Annotated in this window: 15 protein-coding genes; 11 read left to right on the forward strand and 4 right to left on the reverse strand. The window is 40.4% G+C overall.

Annotated elements, in window-relative coordinates; genetic code table 11:
* Positions 1-240: 240 nt before the first annotated feature.
* Positions 241-1,155: a response regulator gene (locus M5A78_RS21910; protein ID WP_248737408.1), complete on the reverse strand. Its 915-nt coding sequence runs from the start codon at positions 1,153-1,155 to the stop codon at positions 241-243.
* 5 nt (positions 1,156-1,160) lie between these two features.
* The gene (locus M5A78_RS21915; RefSeq protein WP_248737409.1) at positions 1,161-2,429 is read right to left on the reverse strand and encodes a sensor histidine kinase; all 1,269 of its coding nucleotides are present in this window, start codon (positions 2,427-2,429) and stop codon (positions 1,161-1,163) included.
* 382 nt (positions 2,430-2,811) lie between these two features.
* Here M5A78_RS21915 and M5A78_RS21920 point away from each other — a divergent pair, with 382 nt between their 5' ends.
* From M5A78_RS21920 to M5A78_RS21945, 6 genes are all read left to right on the forward strand, one after another.
* Complete coding sequence (locus M5A78_RS21920; RefSeq protein WP_248737410.1) at positions 2,812-4,125, forward strand: anaerobic C4-dicarboxylate transporter family protein; 1,314 nt, start codon at positions 2,812-2,814, stop codon at positions 4,123-4,125.
* Between the two features lie 103 nt (positions 4,126-4,228).
* The gene (gene aspA, locus M5A78_RS21925; RefSeq protein ID WP_248737411.1) at positions 4,229-5,692 is read left to right on the forward strand and encodes an aspartate ammonia-lyase; all 1,464 of its coding nucleotides are present in this window, start codon (positions 4,229-4,231) and stop codon (positions 5,690-5,692) included.
* 75 nt (positions 5,693-5,767) lie between these two features.
* Positions 5,768-6,382, forward strand: a complete 615-nt coding sequence (locus M5A78_RS21930) for a succinate dehydrogenase cytochrome b558 subunit (protein ID WP_248737412.1) — start codon at positions 5,768-5,770, stop codon at positions 6,380-6,382.
* Positions 6,383-6,406: 24 nt separating this feature from the next.
* A complete protein-coding gene (gene sdhA / locus M5A78_RS21935) occupies positions 6,407-8,170 on the forward strand; it encodes a succinate dehydrogenase flavoprotein subunit (protein ID WP_248737413.1) in 1,764 nt (587 codons plus the stop codon).
* 2 nt (positions 8,171-8,172) lie between these two features.
* The gene (gene sdhB, locus M5A78_RS21940; protein WP_248737433.1) at positions 8,173-8,922 is read left to right on the forward strand and encodes a succinate dehydrogenase iron-sulfur subunit; all 750 of its coding nucleotides are present in this window, start codon (positions 8,173-8,175) and stop codon (positions 8,920-8,922) included.
* Positions 8,923-9,237: 315 nt separating this feature from the next.
* Complete coding sequence (locus M5A78_RS21945; RefSeq protein ID WP_248737414.1) at positions 9,238-10,050, forward strand: VOC family protein; 813 nt, start codon at positions 9,238-9,240, stop codon at positions 10,048-10,050.
* Positions 10,051-10,081: 31 nt separating this feature from the next.
* Here M5A78_RS21945 and M5A78_RS24755 read toward each other — a convergent pair whose 3' ends face one another.
* A complete protein-coding gene (locus M5A78_RS24755) occupies positions 10,082-10,216 on the reverse strand; it encodes a hypothetical protein (RefSeq protein WP_264760478.1) in 135 nt (44 codons plus the stop codon).
* Positions 10,217-10,295: 79 nt separating this feature from the next.
* Between M5A78_RS24755 and M5A78_RS21950 the strand changes: the two genes are divergently transcribed.
* From M5A78_RS21950 to rlmD, 5 genes are all read left to right on the forward strand, one after another.
* Entirely contained in the window at positions 10,296-10,709 is a 414-nt protein-coding gene (locus M5A78_RS21950; RefSeq protein ID WP_248737415.1) for a hypothetical protein, read from the forward strand.
* Between the two features lies 1 nt (position 10,710).
* Positions 10,711-11,310 (forward strand): PspA/IM30 family protein, encoded by a 600-nt coding sequence (locus M5A78_RS21955; RefSeq protein WP_248737416.1) that lies wholly within the window; start codon positions 10,711-10,713, stop codon positions 11,308-11,310.
* Between the two features lie 174 nt (positions 11,311-11,484).
* Positions 11,485-12,030 (forward strand): cysteine hydrolase family protein, encoded by a 546-nt coding sequence (locus M5A78_RS21960; protein ID WP_248737417.1) that lies wholly within the window; start codon positions 11,485-11,487, stop codon positions 12,028-12,030.
* Between the two features lie 64 nt (positions 12,031-12,094).
* Positions 12,095-13,558: a nicotinate phosphoribosyltransferase gene (locus M5A78_RS21965; RefSeq protein ID WP_248737418.1), complete on the forward strand. Its 1,464-nt coding sequence runs from the start codon at positions 12,095-12,097 to the stop codon at positions 13,556-13,558.
* A 757-nt stretch (positions 13,559-14,315) separates the two neighbouring features.
* The gene (gene rlmD / locus M5A78_RS21970) at positions 14,316-15,695 is read left to right on the forward strand and encodes a 23S rRNA (uracil(1939)-C(5))-methyltransferase RlmD (protein ID WP_248737419.1); all 1,380 of its coding nucleotides are present in this window, start codon (positions 14,316-14,318) and stop codon (positions 15,693-15,695) included.
* A 16-nt stretch (positions 15,696-15,711) separates the two neighbouring features.
* On the opposite strand, the gene M5A78_RS21975 is transcribed toward rlmD, so the two are convergent.
* A complete protein-coding gene (locus M5A78_RS21975; protein WP_248737420.1) occupies positions 15,712-17,304 on the reverse strand; it encodes a recombinase family protein in 1,593 nt (530 codons plus the stop codon).
* Positions 17,305-17,437 lie beyond the last annotated feature (133 nt).

The raw sequence follows: 17,437 nt of genomic DNA on the forward strand, positions 1-17,437 counted from the left end.
GTTGAATTTATGCGTTCAGAATTTAGGAAATAAATTCTGATTAGCTAAAGGAAACACGGTGAGCGTAGCGAACCGATGTTGACTTATCGTAGGGAGAAGCGCGAAGTACACTAGCCGCTGGGCGCTGGAGCTGGACAATTCTCAAATTCTAATGATATAAATTCTGATATTATGAAAAAAGGTATACTTTTACTTCTAAAACCGTCTAGCTCCAGCGCTTTTCTTAAGTTAAAAGCTCTGTTACCCTTTGGCTTCCCAATAAAGAGCTTGAATGAATTTTTTAATGTTAATCCGAGAATGACTGTTTTCATCTTGTGCCTTGCCTTCCAGTTCAAGCATTTTCATTCGAACTTGCGTATAGTCAAAGAAACTGGATGAATAGTTTTCAAACTTGGGATTGGTGTAATCGGTAAGTCCAAGTGAAGCAATATGCTCCAATGCTTGATGGATAGTACGGCGAATTCGCTGCTCGCCCGCTTTCATTTCTTTTCTTACCTCCTGAGGCGAGATGGACGGTCCGAAACGTTTTTTAATTATTTTTTCATATAAATCCTTTAGCGACGGGGTTTCACGCACCCCGTCTTTTTCTAGTTGTGAAAAAATCGCTAAAATATCAAGCAGATCCTTAATACCGCTCTCTCCAATAATACCAAGCTCACACAGAATGTTCTTTCCAGATTGAATAATTGGATTTTGAGTGGACTGAAAATGGATTTCAGGGTTTCTCTTTTGTGTGTGGTTAGTTAAATGACTTAAAGATTTTTGAATGTCAATAAGCGATTTTTCTAGCTGCAGCTGATGGGATACCTTTTTTAGGATGTTGACGACCTCAAGCCGGTTAATCGGTTTTGTTATATAGTGGTCTACTCCTAGTGAATAGGCTTCACCAATCATATCCTTTGTTTCAACCTGGGAGATCATGATGATTTTTCCGTGGAAGAAAGGAGCGATTTCTCTAATCGTTTCAATTCCATCACGATTCGGCATTAACAAGTCAATCATCAAGATATCAATTTCTTGTTCAGCGAGAATATCAGCGTATATTTCAGAGCCATCCTCCGCCTCCCCGGCGACAGTCCCCAAATCTTCTTCCTCGATAATATTAGAAAGCATCGCCCTAATAGTAGTAGAATCATCAACAATAAAAAATTTCAAAGCTATCATCCTCTTTCTATTAAGCTTGCGACCGGAAGGCGAATTTCAAAGCTGGTTCTGTTTCTCTCATCTGCATCTAAAAGTTGGAGCTCTCCGCCGATATTTTCAATCACATTCTTAATGTAAGATAAACCAATTCCATTTGAGGCTATCCCCGTTTGGTCAAACTTAGTGGTAAAGCCTGGTTCAAAAATGAAGGGTTTATTTTTCTCAGATATTCCCGGGCCATTATCACTTACCATGATATGGACCATGCCATCCACTCTGCTTACAGCTAACTCAATCTGGCCTTTTTCATTGATTGCCTCGACAGCATTAGATACTAGATTGTTAACAAGTGAAAAAAGGATAACCGTCCGATAATAGGGGTGTTCTCCCAAAATCTCTACCTGGTAATCAATGGATTTTTCGAGCATTTCCCCATATCGTTTATTGGACGTAATGATTACCTCAATAATTTCTTTTAAGTCCATATTGTCACTTAGGTTTTCTTTGACCATTAATTTCGATAATCCTGCATAGATGCGCTGATTATCCTTTTTAATTTCATGCATTTGGCCGGCGATTTTTAGAGCAGCTTGAGCTTGATGATGGTTTTCCAAGCCCTTTAAGTCCCGATAAAGGCCATAACAGGCACTTGTTAATTCCTCCGCGTTCTTGGTTGACTTCTTCAATTGAATCATCTCTACATATAAATTTGAAATTAATAATAAAATTTGCTCGTTTCGCTTTCGCTGCTGTTCTTCTGCTAATCTTGTTTCTCTTAAGATAAGAATATTAAAAAAGCCGAGGACGAAGAAGCTGCGGATAATTGCAATTCCGCCAATAAGCACGAAGGTATGGACGGTTATTGGCATATGCGCAGTAAAATAGCGGCAGATTATTTCGGCTATACTAGCAATGATCTCGATTACGGCACCGAACAAGCCAATGAAAAATGGTTTTTCATGCCAACTATTTACTTTGAAAAGGTGAAAAAGTATGGCGAAAATCAAGTAATAAAAAAAGACAGGAAAATATAAATAAAAGGCGTCATGAAACTGAAAGGAGTCGATTTGGATTCCATACAAGAAAATACGAAAGAGAACCACTGCAACTCCCGCCAATAGTCCAGAGAGAATAGGATGAATTTTTCGAGAGAATAATAAAAAAAAGAAAAAAACTGGTGTTCCCAAACTAACCCTAATATCGCCCTCAGTCGGATAAAACTTCAACTCACCAGCTATTGGGACCACGATGAATAACATTAAATAGGCTACTAATTTTTCGCGCACAGAATCACTTCCAGTACAGATACCTTAAATTCTATTTCTCTATTTTATCGTATATGTTTTGCAGCCATTTGTAATTAAAAAAATGACAAATTTATTAAGTTTCTAGTTGATTTTGTTAGTTATTGTAGTTTTTTGTAGTTCAAGCGTTATGCTCAAGGTGAACAAAGGAAGCTTTACAAAGTAGTCCTGAGGTTCCAACGTTCAATATTCATAGCAATTATTTTTTAATTTGGAATTCACATTGGAAGTGCAGCCTTAAAAGGCGAAATCAATTGTGAATGTTTTCACAAATATACTACTTGAAAGCCGGTGATATGGTCAAGAATTACGGAAGCTGAAGGGGTCGTTTTATAAAAAACATTACCGTATGGAGGTAAACGACATGTTTTGGGTTCAATTTTTAATCGTTCTTGGTTGTATTTTTATCGGAGCGCGTTTAGGCGGGGTTGGCCTTGGTGTCATGGGCGGCGTCGGACTGGCCATTCTCGTATTCGTTTTTGGCCTACAGCCGACATCAGCGCCAATCGATGTGATGCTGATGATTTTAGCTGTGATATCAGCAGCTGGAGCCTTACAGGCCGCAGGCGGAATGGATTATCTTGTTTTTCTAGCTGAAAAAGCTCTGCGGAAAAATCCGAAGTGGATCACATTCATTGCACCGCTAGTTACCTATGTTTTTACTTTTTGTGCCGGCACCGGTCACGTAGCTTATGCCGTTTTACCGGTCATTGCAGAGGTATCCCGTGAATCAGGTATTAGACCTGAAAGACCAATGTCTATTGCGGTTATTGCCTCACAGCAAGCCATTACAGCAAGTCCAATTTCGGCGGCAACCGTTGCCCTGCTTGCCATGTTAACAGATTTCAAGATTAACTTACTCGATATTTTAATGATTTGTATTCCGTCTACACTAATCGCATGTATGATTGCTGCATTTGTTTCTAGCAAAATGGGAAAAGAGTTAAATAATGACCCAGAGTACCTCAAACGTTTAGAAGCAGGATTAGCACCAATTAAAAAGGATAAAAAGGAATTTAAAGCGACAATAGGGGCAAAGCTTTCCGTCATATTTTTCCTATTAGCAGCAGTGCTAGTGGTCGTGTTGGGTTCAGTTGAAACGTTACGCCCCGGCTGGACGGTCGACGGGACTTTCACACGGATGACAATGCCGGCTGCCATTGAAATTGTAATGTTGACGATTGCTGCTTTGATCATTATCTTTTGTAAACCAAAGGTGGAAGAAATTGTTTCCGGTAGCGTCTTTAAAGCCGGTGCCACAGCTGTAGTCGCCATCTTTGGGATTGCTTGGATGGGAGACACATTCTTTCAAGGCAACCTAGCATTAATTTCCGGATCGATTTCCGATTTAGTAACGGCAGCACCTTGGTTATTCGCGATTGCCTTATTTGCCCTTTCAATCTTGCTTTATAGCCAGGCCGCAACTGTTCGTACCTTAATGCCGCTTGGAATCACACTTGGAATTAATCCAGCCTTATTAATAGCAATGTTCCCGGCTGTTAACGGATACTTCTTTATTCCGAACTATCCAACCGTGGTCGCTGCAATTAACTTTGACCGGACAGGAACAACAAAAATTGGAAAATACATTTTGAATCACAGCTTTATGGTTCCGGGGTTAATTGCCACTGTTGGCTCCGTTGGGATTGGTATTTTATTAAGTATGATTATTTTATAAAGTAAGCTTTTATATAAATAGCAGCGGTTTTGAGGCAGTCGCCTGACTGCTTCGGATACCGCCAATCAATAAATGTTTTTAAAAAAAATTGGAGATGACAAGTATGAGTAATTCAGAGAATTTCCGTATTGAAAAAGATTTCCTTGGAGAAAAACAGGTTCCAGCTGAAGCCTATTATGGTGTTCAAACAATAAGAGCAGTCGAGAATTTTCCAATTACAGGATATCGAATTGACCAAGCGCTCATAAAAGCAATGGCGATGGTGAAAAAAGCATCTGCTTTTGCCAATGCTGAAATTGGTCAATTGGATACAAAAATTTCGAAGGCTATCATGGCGGCAGCGGATGAAGTAATCGAAGGAAACCTGCATGATCAATTTATCGTTGATCCAATTCAAGGGGGAGCTGGAACGTCCATCAACATGAATACAAATGAAGTTCTGGCCAACCGGGCTCTAGAAATGCTAGGTGAACAAAAAGGAAATTACAAGGTCATCAGTCCGAATTCCCATGTTAACATGGCTCAATCCACGAACGACGCCTTTCCAACTGCGATCCATTTGTCAACACTGATGACGTTAGAAACATTAATCAAAGCGATGGAAGAGCTTCATCTTGAATTCATGAAAAAGGCGAATGAATTTGATGGAATCATCAAAATGGGCCGCACCCACTTACAGGATGCTGTACCTATTCTTCTTAGCCAAGAATTCGAAGCCTATGCAAGAGTATTGAGAAGAGACATTAAACGAATTAAAGCGACGCGTGAGAATTTATATGAAGTGAATATGGGCGCAACAGCTGTTGGAACGGGATTAAATGCAGAGCCTGAATATATTGAAAAAACCGTTAAATTTTTGGCGGAAATAACAGGTATGCCAATCAAAGGCTCAGAGGATCTAGTAGATGGAACGCAAAATACGGATGCTTATATGGAAGCCTCGGCTGCCCTTAAGGTTTGTATGTTGAATATGTCGAAGGTTGCTAATGATTTACGGATGATGACATCCGGTCCACGCTGTGGATTAGGTGAAATCAACCTTCCTGCCCGTCAGCCAGGGTCATCCATCATGCCAGGAAAAGTAAATCCAGTAATGGCGGAGGTCTTGAACCAAAGCGCCTTCCAGGTGGTAGGAAATGATTTAACAATCAGTATGGCTTCTGAGGCAGGACAATTCGAGCTTAACGTAATGGAACCGGTCATCGTTTTCAACCTTTTACAATCAATTAAGATCATGACCAATGTGTTTACCGTCTTCCGTGAGCACTGTTTAAGTGGTATTACCGCTAATAAAGAGAGAATGGAAGCTTACGTGAATAATAGTGTTGGTATTATCACCGCTATTAACCCGCATGTTGGCTATGAAACGGCTGCATCGATTGCAAGGGAAGCAATTGTCTCAAACAGACCGGTTAGAGAAATCGTCCTTGAACGAGGCGTGTTAACAGCAAGTGAACTTGATACTATTTTACATCCATTTGAAATGACCAATCCAGGAATCGCAGGAAAAGAATTACTTGAGAAAAAACGCCGTGAAAAAGAAGAAAAAGAATTAGTTTTAGCATAGTGAAAATTGCTAGGCGCCTAGCTTCAGGGCTTGGCGCTTAAGCATTATTTAAGCAACATTGGGAGGTTTTGCAAAATGGAGAGTGGAAAAAATCAGCATTTTTACCGTAAGCTGCATTCATTGTTGGGAATTATTCCTGTCGGCGTATTTATGACTGTTCACTTATGCGTCAACTATTCCGCGACATATGGGATTGATTCTTATAACAAAGCAGCAGACTTTATGGTGAATCTGCCGTTTAAATATTTTCTAGAATTATTTATTATCTTCATCCCGTTATTATTTCATGGGGTGTACGGAATCTTTATTGCCCGTCAGGCAAAAAACAATGTCACCCGGTACGGTTTTTTCCGAAATTGGAAGTTTTTTTTACAACGAATCACTGGCCTAATTGCCTTTGCTTTTATTATCTGGCATATCTGGGAAACGAAGATACAGGTAGAATTTAACGGAATCGAAGCCAACTATAATTTAATGGCGGACATCGTTGATAACGGAATTTCGCTAGCTCTTTATATCATTGGGATTGTTTCTTGTATTTATCACTTTGTAAACGGAATTTGGACTTTCTTAATCACATGGGGAATTACCGTGTCACCTAAATCACAAAAAGTTACACAATACATTGCAATCGGATTATTTATCGCATTATCCTTTATCGGGATCCGCGCAATCCTAGCATTTGCTTAATAGCTAGATAGGGAGGACAGACAAATGAGCAAAGGAAATATTGTCATTGTAGGCGGAGGTTTAGCCGGATTAATGGCCGCTATAAAAATTGCAGAAGCAGGGACGAAGGTCGATTTATTCTCGGTTGTTCCTGTTAAGCGATCTCACTCTGTTTGTGCCCAGGGCGGCATCAATGGAGCAGTTAATACAAAAGGGGAGAACGACTCTCCATGGGAGCACTTTGATGATTCGGTGTATGGAGGCGACTTCTTGGCTAACCAGCCGCAGGTAAAAGCAATGTGTGAAGCTGCTCCGAAAATTATCCATATGTTTGACCGGATGGGGGTTATGTTTAACCGAACCCCTGAAGGTCTGCTGGATTTCAGACGCTTTGGCGGAACACAGTATCACAGAACCGCATTTGCCGGGGCTACGACAGGGCAGCAGCTCCTCTATGCACTAGATGAACAAGTGCGTAGCTTCGAGGTAAAGGGCTTAGTAACAAAGTACGAGAGCTGGGAGTTTGTCTCTGCAGTCATCGATGAAGAAGGTACCTGCCGCGGAATTACCGCACAGAATTTACGAACAATGGAAATGAAGTCGTTTCCTGCAGATGCCGTGATCATGGCAACCGGCGGGCTTGGAATTATTTTTGGAAAGTCAACCAATTCAACGATTAATACGGGCTATGCAGCGGCAAGGCTATATCAGCAAGGTGCTTTATATGCGAACGGAGAATTTATTCAAATTCATCCAACGGCTATTCCGGGAGATGATAAGAACCGCCTCATGAGTGAGTCAGCACGTGGTGAAGGCGGTAGGGTTTGGACGTATAAAGACGGAAAGCCATGGTACTTTTTAGAAGAAAAATATCCGGCCTATGGAAATCTTGTGCCGCGTGATATTGCCACCCGTGAGATTTTCGATGTGTGTATCAATCAAAAGCTTGGGATCAATGGGGAAAATAAGGTTTATTTGGATCTTTCTCATATTGATGCAAAGCAGTTGGATATTAAACTTGGCGGGATTATGGAAATCTATGAAAAATTCATGGGAGATGATCCGCGTAAGGTACCAATGAAAATATTCCCTGGTGTCCACTATTCAATGGGTGGTCTATGGGTCGATTTTGATCAAAAAACCAGTATCCCGGGCTTGTTCGCTGCCGGTGAATGTGATTATTCGCAGCACGGTGCCAACCGTCTCGGTGCAAACTCATTGTTATCAGCGGTATACGGCGGAATGGCAGCCGGTCCAAAAGCGCTTGAATATATTCAAGGACTTAAAAAGCCGACCGACCAGGTTTCCAGTTCTATTTTTGATGCACAGGTAGTGGAAGATAACAAAAAATATGAATCTATTTTAGCGATGGATGGAACAGAAAACGCCTATTTACTTCATAAAGAACTAGGCGAGCTCATGACGGCAAACGTAACCGTTGTTCGGGAAAATAAGAAATTAAAAATGACGTATGAAAAGCTGCAGGAATTCTCGGAACGCTTTAAAAATATCAACATTGAAGATACGGCAAAATGGAGCAATTCCAGTGCTTCGTTTGTCCGGCAATTAGAAGGCATGATTAATCTTGCACATGTGATTACCCTTGGAGCCTATAATCGGAACGAAAGCCGCGGGGCCCATTATAAGCCGGAATTCCCAGACCGCAATGATGAGGACTGGCTAAAAACGACAATCGCGGAATACAATCCAGCAACAAATCTGCCAGAATTGTCTTATCAGGAAGTAGACATATCGTTGATTAAACCACGGAAACGAGATTATACAAAAGCGAAGAAAGGAGCCAACTGATGATGGGAACCGAAAAGACCATTCATTTAATCATAACTAGACAAAAGGATGCACAATCTGCCCCGTACACAGAAGAATTCATGGTTCCTTATCGTTCAAATATGAACATCATCTCGTCATTAATGGAAATTCAAAAAAATCCAGTGAACGCCAAAGGGGAAAAAACAACTCCAGTCATTTGGGAATCTGTTTGCTTAGAGGAAGTTTGCGGAGCCTGCTCGATGGTCATTAATGGAAAACCGCGCCAAGCGTGTTCTTCCTTAATTGATCAGCTCGACCAGCCAATTCATATTGCGCCGCTAGCGACATTCCCTGTCATGCGCGATTTAATGATTGACCGCTCATGGATGTTTAATGCCTTGAAAAAGGTAAAAGCGTGGATTCCGATTGACGGGACACATGATTTAGGTCCAGGACCAAGAATGCCGGAAAAAACAAGGCAATGGGCCTATGAATTATCGAAATGTATGACTTGCGGCTGCTGTTTAGAGGCCTGTCCGAACGTCAATGAAAAGTCCAATTTCATCGGTCCGGCACCATTATCACAGGTACGCTTGTTCAATGCCCACCCTACTGGTGCAATGCATAAGGAAGAAAGGCTTTTGGCCATTATGGGCGAAGGAGGACTTACCTCCTGCGGCAACTCGCAAAATTGTGTGGAAGTCTGTCCGAAAGGGATTCCACTCACAACCTCAATTGCCGATTTAAATCGACAAACAACGATTCAGTCGTTAAAGAACTTCTTCGGATAGGGTGTCAGGCACCATCTGAATGACGGATTGGGAATCGAGGGAAAAGATTCAGTTTATGAAAGGTTCGTTCCTTTAGGAGCGGGCTTTTTTTTTTAGTATCAAAATTTATTTCATTGAACTTTGAGAATTGGCCAGCTCCACAAGGAAGGCTTCAGCAGCATTATCATCGTACGAAGAAAAAGCGATAACTTTTTCGAGGAGCGCCCAGCGGCTAGTGGACTTCGCTCTTCTCCCAAATTTAACTATGGTAAAATTGAAGGAATATCTCGATTTAATCCGAATTTTTGAAAATATTATCAAGAAAGGAGAACCAACATGCAATTTTCCTTTGATCACCTTGTCTGTTTTTTTAAGAAGCCAGAGGAGGCAATTACTCTTTTACAAAAAAAAGGAATCCATGCTGTCAATGGCGGGCGCCATGAATTTTGGGGAACTTATAATTCACTTACCTATTTTGGATTAAGTTATATTGAGTTTTTAGGTATTGAAAATTTATCGATTGCTGAGAAACAAGAAGAAAATCGATTGATTACTCAAATTGTGGAGCAGCTGGCAAAAGAAAAGAGGGAAGGCCCTGCTAGAATAGCCATTCGCACCGATAGTATTGAAAAATTAGCCGTAAAGCTAAAAGAAGAAGGATTTACTGTTTATGGTCCACTCCCAGGTGAACGAGTTCGGGCGGATGGGCAAGTAATCAGATGGTCGCTCCTCTTCCCTGAAAACGGCGCCAACGAGCTAACTCTTCCATTTTTTATCCAATGGGAAAAGGAGGATGAGGAGAGGTTTTTAGAATTAGAGGAACAAGGGTTAATAGAGTCACATAGGGTGGGAAATCCAACTTTTGAAAGTGTGGGATTTATTGTAAATAACCTAGACCAAACCATAACAAAATGGGGGAAATTGTTTAACCTTACACATAGTGAGGAATTTACAGACCTAACCATCCATGCACGATGTCGAAAACTAGATTTGGATGGAACGAAGCTGATGTTCTGTGAGCCACTAAGTGAAGGTATCGCTGAGAAGGTTTTAAAAGAAAAAGGGGAAACACCTTTTTTAGTAAACCTAAAAGGAACGAAGCAAAGACATTTTTTTGAGATGCTAAATGGTTTCTGGAGATTTCAATAAGGAGTTGAGGATGTTAGGCGAACAATGCATGTTATTGTTCGCCTTGATTTTTTTCAAAAAGAAAATGTTTCATATAAAAAGATCGTTCATCAGTTGTAATAAAACCATCTAGCTTCGTTCCTTCTACTTTCTCTTCGATAAAAAAACATAAATTTAATTTCATCATCTTTATTTCCTTTCACCAAGTTTTCACCGTTCTCTATTAAACTTCAGTTTATCAAGTAATGAAAGGAGGTAAGAGAAAGATGAAAACTAGAGTAAAGCTAGGTATCATTTGGGGTGCGATTATCGTATCAATCATGATGGGGATTAATTTTTTCTATCACCTTTTAGGAGGTGAACGCCGTCAAGACGGCAGACCTCAGGGGTTTCATAAAGAAGGATGGCAACACCAAGGCGGTTTTGAGCCTCATCGTTTTATGAATGGCCCTCATCATGGAGGAGAATTTCAATGGTTCGGATTTCTGCTATTCCTCATTATCGGACTAGCTGTACTGGTTCTGTTAGTGAGATGGCTTAGAAGGAAAACGAAGAAATCCGCGATGCAGCAGTTTATCAATACACCTGTAGTGGATTCACATACATCGGTAATCAACCAAAATGCAAGTATTTTAGATCAGTGGGAAAAAAATGTCACGACTAAAAAGGAGAATGATTAAAATGGGTATTTTTAAGCGGATGAAGACGATTACGAAGGCTGAAATTAATGGGCTGCTGGATGGAATTGAAGATCCAATCGCCATGTTGAATGAATATTCGAGAGAAATGGAGCAAGAAATTGAAAAAGGTCAGAAAGCATTAGCCCGACAAATTTTCGTTGAGAAAAAACAATCAGCGCTTATTCTGGAAACAAGAGAATTGATTGCAAAGAGAACTCGACAGGCTAAACTGGCCATTGAACATGGTGAGGATTCGATAGCGAAATTAGCCGTGCAAGAAAAACTAACTCATGAAAATCAGTTAAATCTCTACCAGGAACAGTATGAGGCCATAAAGCAACAAACCCAAATCCTGATTGAAAAATTGAATCAGTTGCAAGAAAAGTTTAACGAAATGCAGCATAAGAAAATCCTTTTATCTTCACGTGCTAATGTTGCTCAGTCTATAAAACAAATTCAAAAATCAACAATATCCTTTCAAACAGACACCATCGCAAGAGGTATAGCCCGAACGGAAGAGCGCATTTTAATGATGGAGGCCGAGGTACCAGCTGGTAGTCAGTTTTCCAATCCTTTGGCCAGGGATTATTCAGGAAGGTAAAAGCTTTTTCGAGGAGCGTCCAGTGAACTTCGCACTTCTCCCCTTCGATAAGTCAACATCGGATCGCTATGCTTCTTGATGTTCTATATTGGGAACTTTTTCTTTTTACTGCTTGGTAAAATGTGTATAATAAATTAAAGACATTAGTCAAGACAATTGAAGGGGTGATGGGAAATGAAGGCGTTAATCAATATCGATTATACGTATGATTTTGTAGCGGATGCAGTGGCGTTAACCTGCGGGGAACCGGGACAAGCGATTGAGGGGAAAATCGCTGAACTGACGAAAGCGTTTATTGAGACTGGCGATTATGTTGTTTTTGCCATCGATGTTCATGATAAAGGAGATGAATATCATCCGGAAACCAAGCTGTTCCCGCCGCATAATCTACGTGGAACATCCGGAAGAGACCTGTTTGGTGCACTTCAAAATGTGTATGAAGAGAATCAGCAGCGTGAAAATGTAGCTTATATGGATAAAACGAGGTACTCTGCGTTTGCAGGAACGGACCTCGAAATCAAATTGCGGGAACGGGGAATTACTGAGGTACACCTGGTTGGCGTCTGTACCGATATATGCGTTCTTCACACAGCCGTAGATGCCTATAATAAAGGTTTTAAAATTGTTATATATAAGGATGCCGTCGCTTCGTTTAATCCAGCAGGGCATGAATGGGCGCTTGGACATTTTGAACAATCCCTCGGGGCCACGGTTAAATAGTGTTTTTAATGGTATTATCGGTTATAATGGTGAAAAGCTGTAATAGTACTCCGGAGGGTCGATTATGAAACACATTTATCATGATGATAGTTTTACTCTACATACGGATCTATACCAGATAAATATGGCAGAGACGTATTGGAGAGATGGGATACATAATAAACGTGCGGTCTTCGAGCTATTTTTCCGCAAGCTTCCTTTTGGAAATGGCTATGCTGTTTTCGCTGGCCTAGAAAAGGTCATTCAGTTTATCCAAGGCTTCCGCTTTAGTGAGGAAGACCTCGAGTATTTGAAAAATGAAATAGGCTACAAAGACGATTTTCTTGAATATCTAAAAAATATGCGTTTCACTGGTACCATTCGCTCAATGAAAGAGGGCGAGCTCGTTTTTGGTAATGAGCCCATTCTACGGGTGGATGCACCACTAGGAGAAGCCCAATTAATTGAAACAGCTTTGCTTAACATTGTGAATTACCAAACATTAATTGCCACGAAAGCCTCAAGAATCAAGCAAGTTGTCGGCAGTGAAATGGCGATGGAATTTGGGACAAGACGTGCACAGGAAATGGATGCAGCGATTTGGGGAACGAGAGCGGCTTATCTTGCTGGCTTTGAAGCCACAAGCAATGTACGGGCAGGTAAACTGTTCGGTATTCCTGTTGCTGGAACCCATGCCCATTCAATGGTTCAAGCCTATAAAAATGAATATACTGCTTTTCATAAATATGCAGAATCACATAAAGACTGTGTCTTTTTAGTAGATACGTATGATACCCTTCGTCTCGGTGTGCCAAATGCTATAAAAGTGGCCAAAGAATTAGGGGACAAGATTAATTTTATCGGGATTCGCTTAGACAGCGGTGACCTCGCTTATCTTTCAAAGGAAGCACGGAAAATGCTGGATAAAGCCGGATTTACGGATGCGAAAATTTATGCGTCAAGCGATTTAGATGAGCATACAATTATCAACTTAAAAGCGCAGGGGGCTAAAATCGATAGCTGGGGGATTGGCACGAAGCTGATTACCGCCTACGATCAAGCGGCACTTGGTGCTGTATATAAAATTGTTTCGATTGAAGATGAGAACGGCAAAATGGAGGATACGATTAAGATCTCCTCAAATCCAGATAAAGTAACGACTCCGGGGATGAAAAAGGTTTACCGGATTATCAATAATACGAATCACCATGCCGAAGGGGATTATATTGCAATGGAAGATGAAAAGCTGCCGGAAAAACGGCTTCGCATGTTCCATCCAACCCATACGTATATTAATAAGGTGGTTACGAACTTTACGGCAAAAGAGCTCCATCAAGATATTTTTGTGAACGGTGATCTCGTTTATGAAATGCCTTGTCTAGAGGAATCCCGCGAGTATCTGAAGCAAAATCTTGATGCATTATGGGACGAGTATAAGCGGATAATGAATCCAGAGGATTATCCACTCGACTTAAGTCAAAAGTGCTGGGATAACAAGATGAAAAACATTGAAGAAGTGAAAGAGCAAGTTGCGGCGATGAAGGAATAAGATGTAATGGGACGTCCTAAGATATCGGGCGTCTTTTTTTCGATAAAAAGAAAGGCAGGCCCAAGGGGGTTCAGCATTTTTCCTCCTGAGTCTGCCTCTCTTCTATTTTTGTTTAAAGTAATCCATAAAGGCATAGAAAATTTCAATGCCTTGGTAGGTAAGCATTCCTGCCGCTGATATCGAAAAGAACCCAATTATCAAAAAGCGGATCCACATAGTTACTTCCTCCCTTATTTTTGATGTTTACTCTTATAATTCGGGAGGGAGGATTAAGTAGTTTGATTGATTGAATATGGGGATTAGAAAAGTATGCTTTCTGTTAAACTTAAAAGACCAAAAAATGAGTGGGATTATTACTGTTAAAAGGATCAAAGAAAGCAGAATGGGTATTGTCAGGTCGAATAGTTGTTTTTTCTCATCGTCCGATTGTGACTTTGCCTTAGCATCATCTAAGTTGATGATTACCTTGGTTTCAGAATGCGAGTGCGGAAGTATGTTTGAAAAGTGTAAAAAGTTGAAAGCAAGGAAGGCAAGGAGCAAGGGAATGGAAAGGGTCTCTATTTTTTTTATCAGTATCCACTCCTTCCAATGAGATTGTTTTAATCATATACACTTTTATTATATTTGAAAACAAAAATGTTCTGACAAATTTCTTGATTTTTGTTGAAAAAGGGCTATGGTCTTGCGGCAGGTTTCGCAATTAGCCTTTCTTTGTGTTACAATCTTAGCTAGTCAAATCGAGTAAAGGAAGAAACGGATGAGCAGACCATTACCAGTAAACAAAAATGATTATATAGATGTAGTTTTTGAAGATTTAACCCATGACGGGGCCGGAGTAGCGAAAGTGGATGGTTATCCGCTGTTTGTACCAAACGGCCTGCCAGGTGAAAAAGCCAAAGTTAAGGTGATAAAGACGGGCAAAGGCTACGGGATTGGACGCTTGATTGAACTTTTTGAAAAAAGCCCATACCGAGTAGATATTGCAAGTAGCGAAAAGAACAAATACGGCGGCTGCCAGCTAGAACATATCAGCTATGAGGGTCAGCTGCAATACAAGGAAAATCAAGTTCGCCAAGTGCTTACTCGGATCGGCAAACTAGAGGATGTAGTCGTTCATCCGATTTTAGGGATGGACAGCCCATGGCACTATCGGAACAAGGCCCAAGTACCTGTCGGTGAAAAAGACGGCAAATTGATTGCCGGATTTTTTAAACCACGGAGCCATGAAATTGTCGATACGGATGAAAGCTTGATTCAGCTGCCGGAAATTAATGAAGCAGTTCAAGCTGTAAAGGAAATTTGCAGCAAGCTTGGCATCCCTGCCTATCATGAAGAATCCCATAAAGGTGTGCTCCGCCATATCATGACACGGTATGGTCAGCAAACAGGCGAGCTAATGATTGTGATCATAACGAGAACTGCAGATCTTCCTCAGAAAAATAAGCTGGTTGAGGAAATTGTTGCTCGGCTGCCAAAGGTGAAGTCGATTGTTCATAATGTGAATTCGAAGCGGACAAACGTCATTATGGGGGAAAAAACGACCGTCCTTTGGGGAAATGAAGTCATCTATGATTACATAGGCGATGTGAAATTCGCCATATCTGCGCTGTCGTTTTATCAAGTGAACCCTGTTCAGACAAAGGTTTTATATGATAAGGCGCTGGAATATGCGGACCTAAGCGGCGAAGAAAACGTGATTGATGCCTATTGCGGCATCGGGACGATCTCTTTATTTTTAGCGCAAAAAGCTCGTAATGTTTTTGGAGTGGAAGTGGTACCAGAGGCAATAGAAGATGCGCAACGAAATGCGGAATTGAATGGCATATCAAATGCAGAATTTGCAGCCGGGGAAGCAGAGGTTGTGATTCCGAAGTGGTATAAAGAGGGCAATGCTGCGGATGTACTTGTCGTCGATCCACCACGCAAAGGCTGCGACGAGGCTTTGCTGCAAACGATTATTGAAATGAAACCGAAAAAAGTTGTTTATGTTTCCTGCAATCCAGCTACACTGGCTCGGGATTTACGGATTCTAGAAGATGGCGGGTATAAAACGGTGGAAGTGCAGCCAGTGGATATGTTTCCACATACGACGCACGTCGAGTGTATCTCGCAACTCATTTTAAAAGAAGGCAACTAACCCTTGGGGTTGTTGCCTATTCTTGTTCATCGAAAGGATTTAAAAAGTTGTAATGTATGCGTAGATTACCATCAATGCTACAGGTTACTTTATTCACCAATGAGTGCAAGACTTGAGGAGTTAAATCTTTTAGTATTGAAACTTCTCTAAGCTTCTTACCTAAATTAATTGCATAGTTCTCACTTTCGCACTCTTCAAGCTTTGCTTGATATTCAATTTTTGCGGTCTCGAGTTCAGCTACTTCCTGGTCTATCTGCTTTCGATATTCTACCAATTCTTCTCGAGATATAATCTTATCAGCATACATATCAAGATAATCTTTCTTTCTGGAACGAATTCTTTTCCCCGTATTTTCGATTTTTGTTATTTCGTTTGTTATTGAAACCTTCTTTTGATCCAATCTTTTTTGCAAGCTCTGTATAAATTCGTCATCTTGAATTGATTGGAATAACTCCTGTAGATCCTCTAAGATAATATGTTTTAGTTCTTTCTCCCGGATAACAACTCTATTCAAACAGAAAGTATCACCGTACTTAATATTTCCTCCGCATCTATACCCTTTTTGATTAGCCTTGTACCACATTCCTTTTTGGCAATTTTCACAGAACAATACATTCGTAAATAAATGACTTTTTGGAGCAGTAGTTGTACGTGTTCGGGTTTGAAGCATTTTTTTTACGGACTGAAAAGTCTCCTTTGAGATAATAGGCTCGTGAGTGTTTTCTTGGATCGTAGCTTTGCCTACATCATGAGTTCTTCGTTTTGTTGTTGTTACTGAAATTGTTTCGGTTCTGTTTTGAACAAGATCACCACAGTAATGTTGATTATTTAAGATATTTTTAATCGTGGTAGCGTGCCATAAAGGTGATGCGTTAGACTTATTAGCAATTTGTGAAGGGGTTGGAATCTTTTCTGCTATGAAATTTTTTGCTATTGAGTCCATTCCTTTTCCATCCAAGTACTCTCTAAAAATTCGTCTTACGATTTCCGGAGTGTTGTCTTCACGAATTTTAAGTTTACCGTTGTCTGAATAATATCCATAAGGTGGATTAGAACCTACAAATAATCCTCTTTTAGCTTTTGTACGTTTGGCGGCCTTATTTCTCCGGCTGCTAGTTGCTGACTCATTTTCGTACAGCCAAGCAAAAAGACCAAAGTTTTGTACATCTCCGGTAATCGTATTAATCGAATTATCAAGGCATACAATATGAATACTGTTTTGCAGACAGATATCTCGAAGTTCGTACGATAATCTTCCATTACGAGCTAGTCTTGATAGTTCTTTAGCTAGTATCACATCAAACTTACCAGCTTTTCCGTCTTCAATTAATGCCTTTAAACCAGGTCTGTTTCCTTTTGTTCCTGACTGCTTGTCAGTATAAATCTCTACGATCTCCCAATCATTCTGGGCAGCGTAATTTCGAAATAGATCTATCTGATTATCGATAGAAGTTTTTTGTGAATCCATCTCTGTGGAGACACGAGCATATATTGCACATCTCAAAACACGATCACCACCATAAGTAGTAAAGTATTGAGATGTTGGTGGGTTTGTAGGTATAGTATTGACCACATTCATAGGTCTTAACTGAGTTGTAATTAAATTCATTGATAGGTCTCCTTAATGTTTTAATCTATGTATAATTTTCGGTACTTTGTCCATACTTATAATAACTTTTTCGATACTTCGTCCAAAATGGTATACCAATCTGGACAAAGTACCGAATTAGCCTCAAATGAAA

Origin of the sequence: Neobacillus rhizosphaerae, from assembly GCF_937468385.1 — a bacterium.
GTDB lineage: Bacteria > Bacillota > Bacilli > Bacillales > Cytobacillaceae > Neobacillus > Neobacillus rhizosphaerae.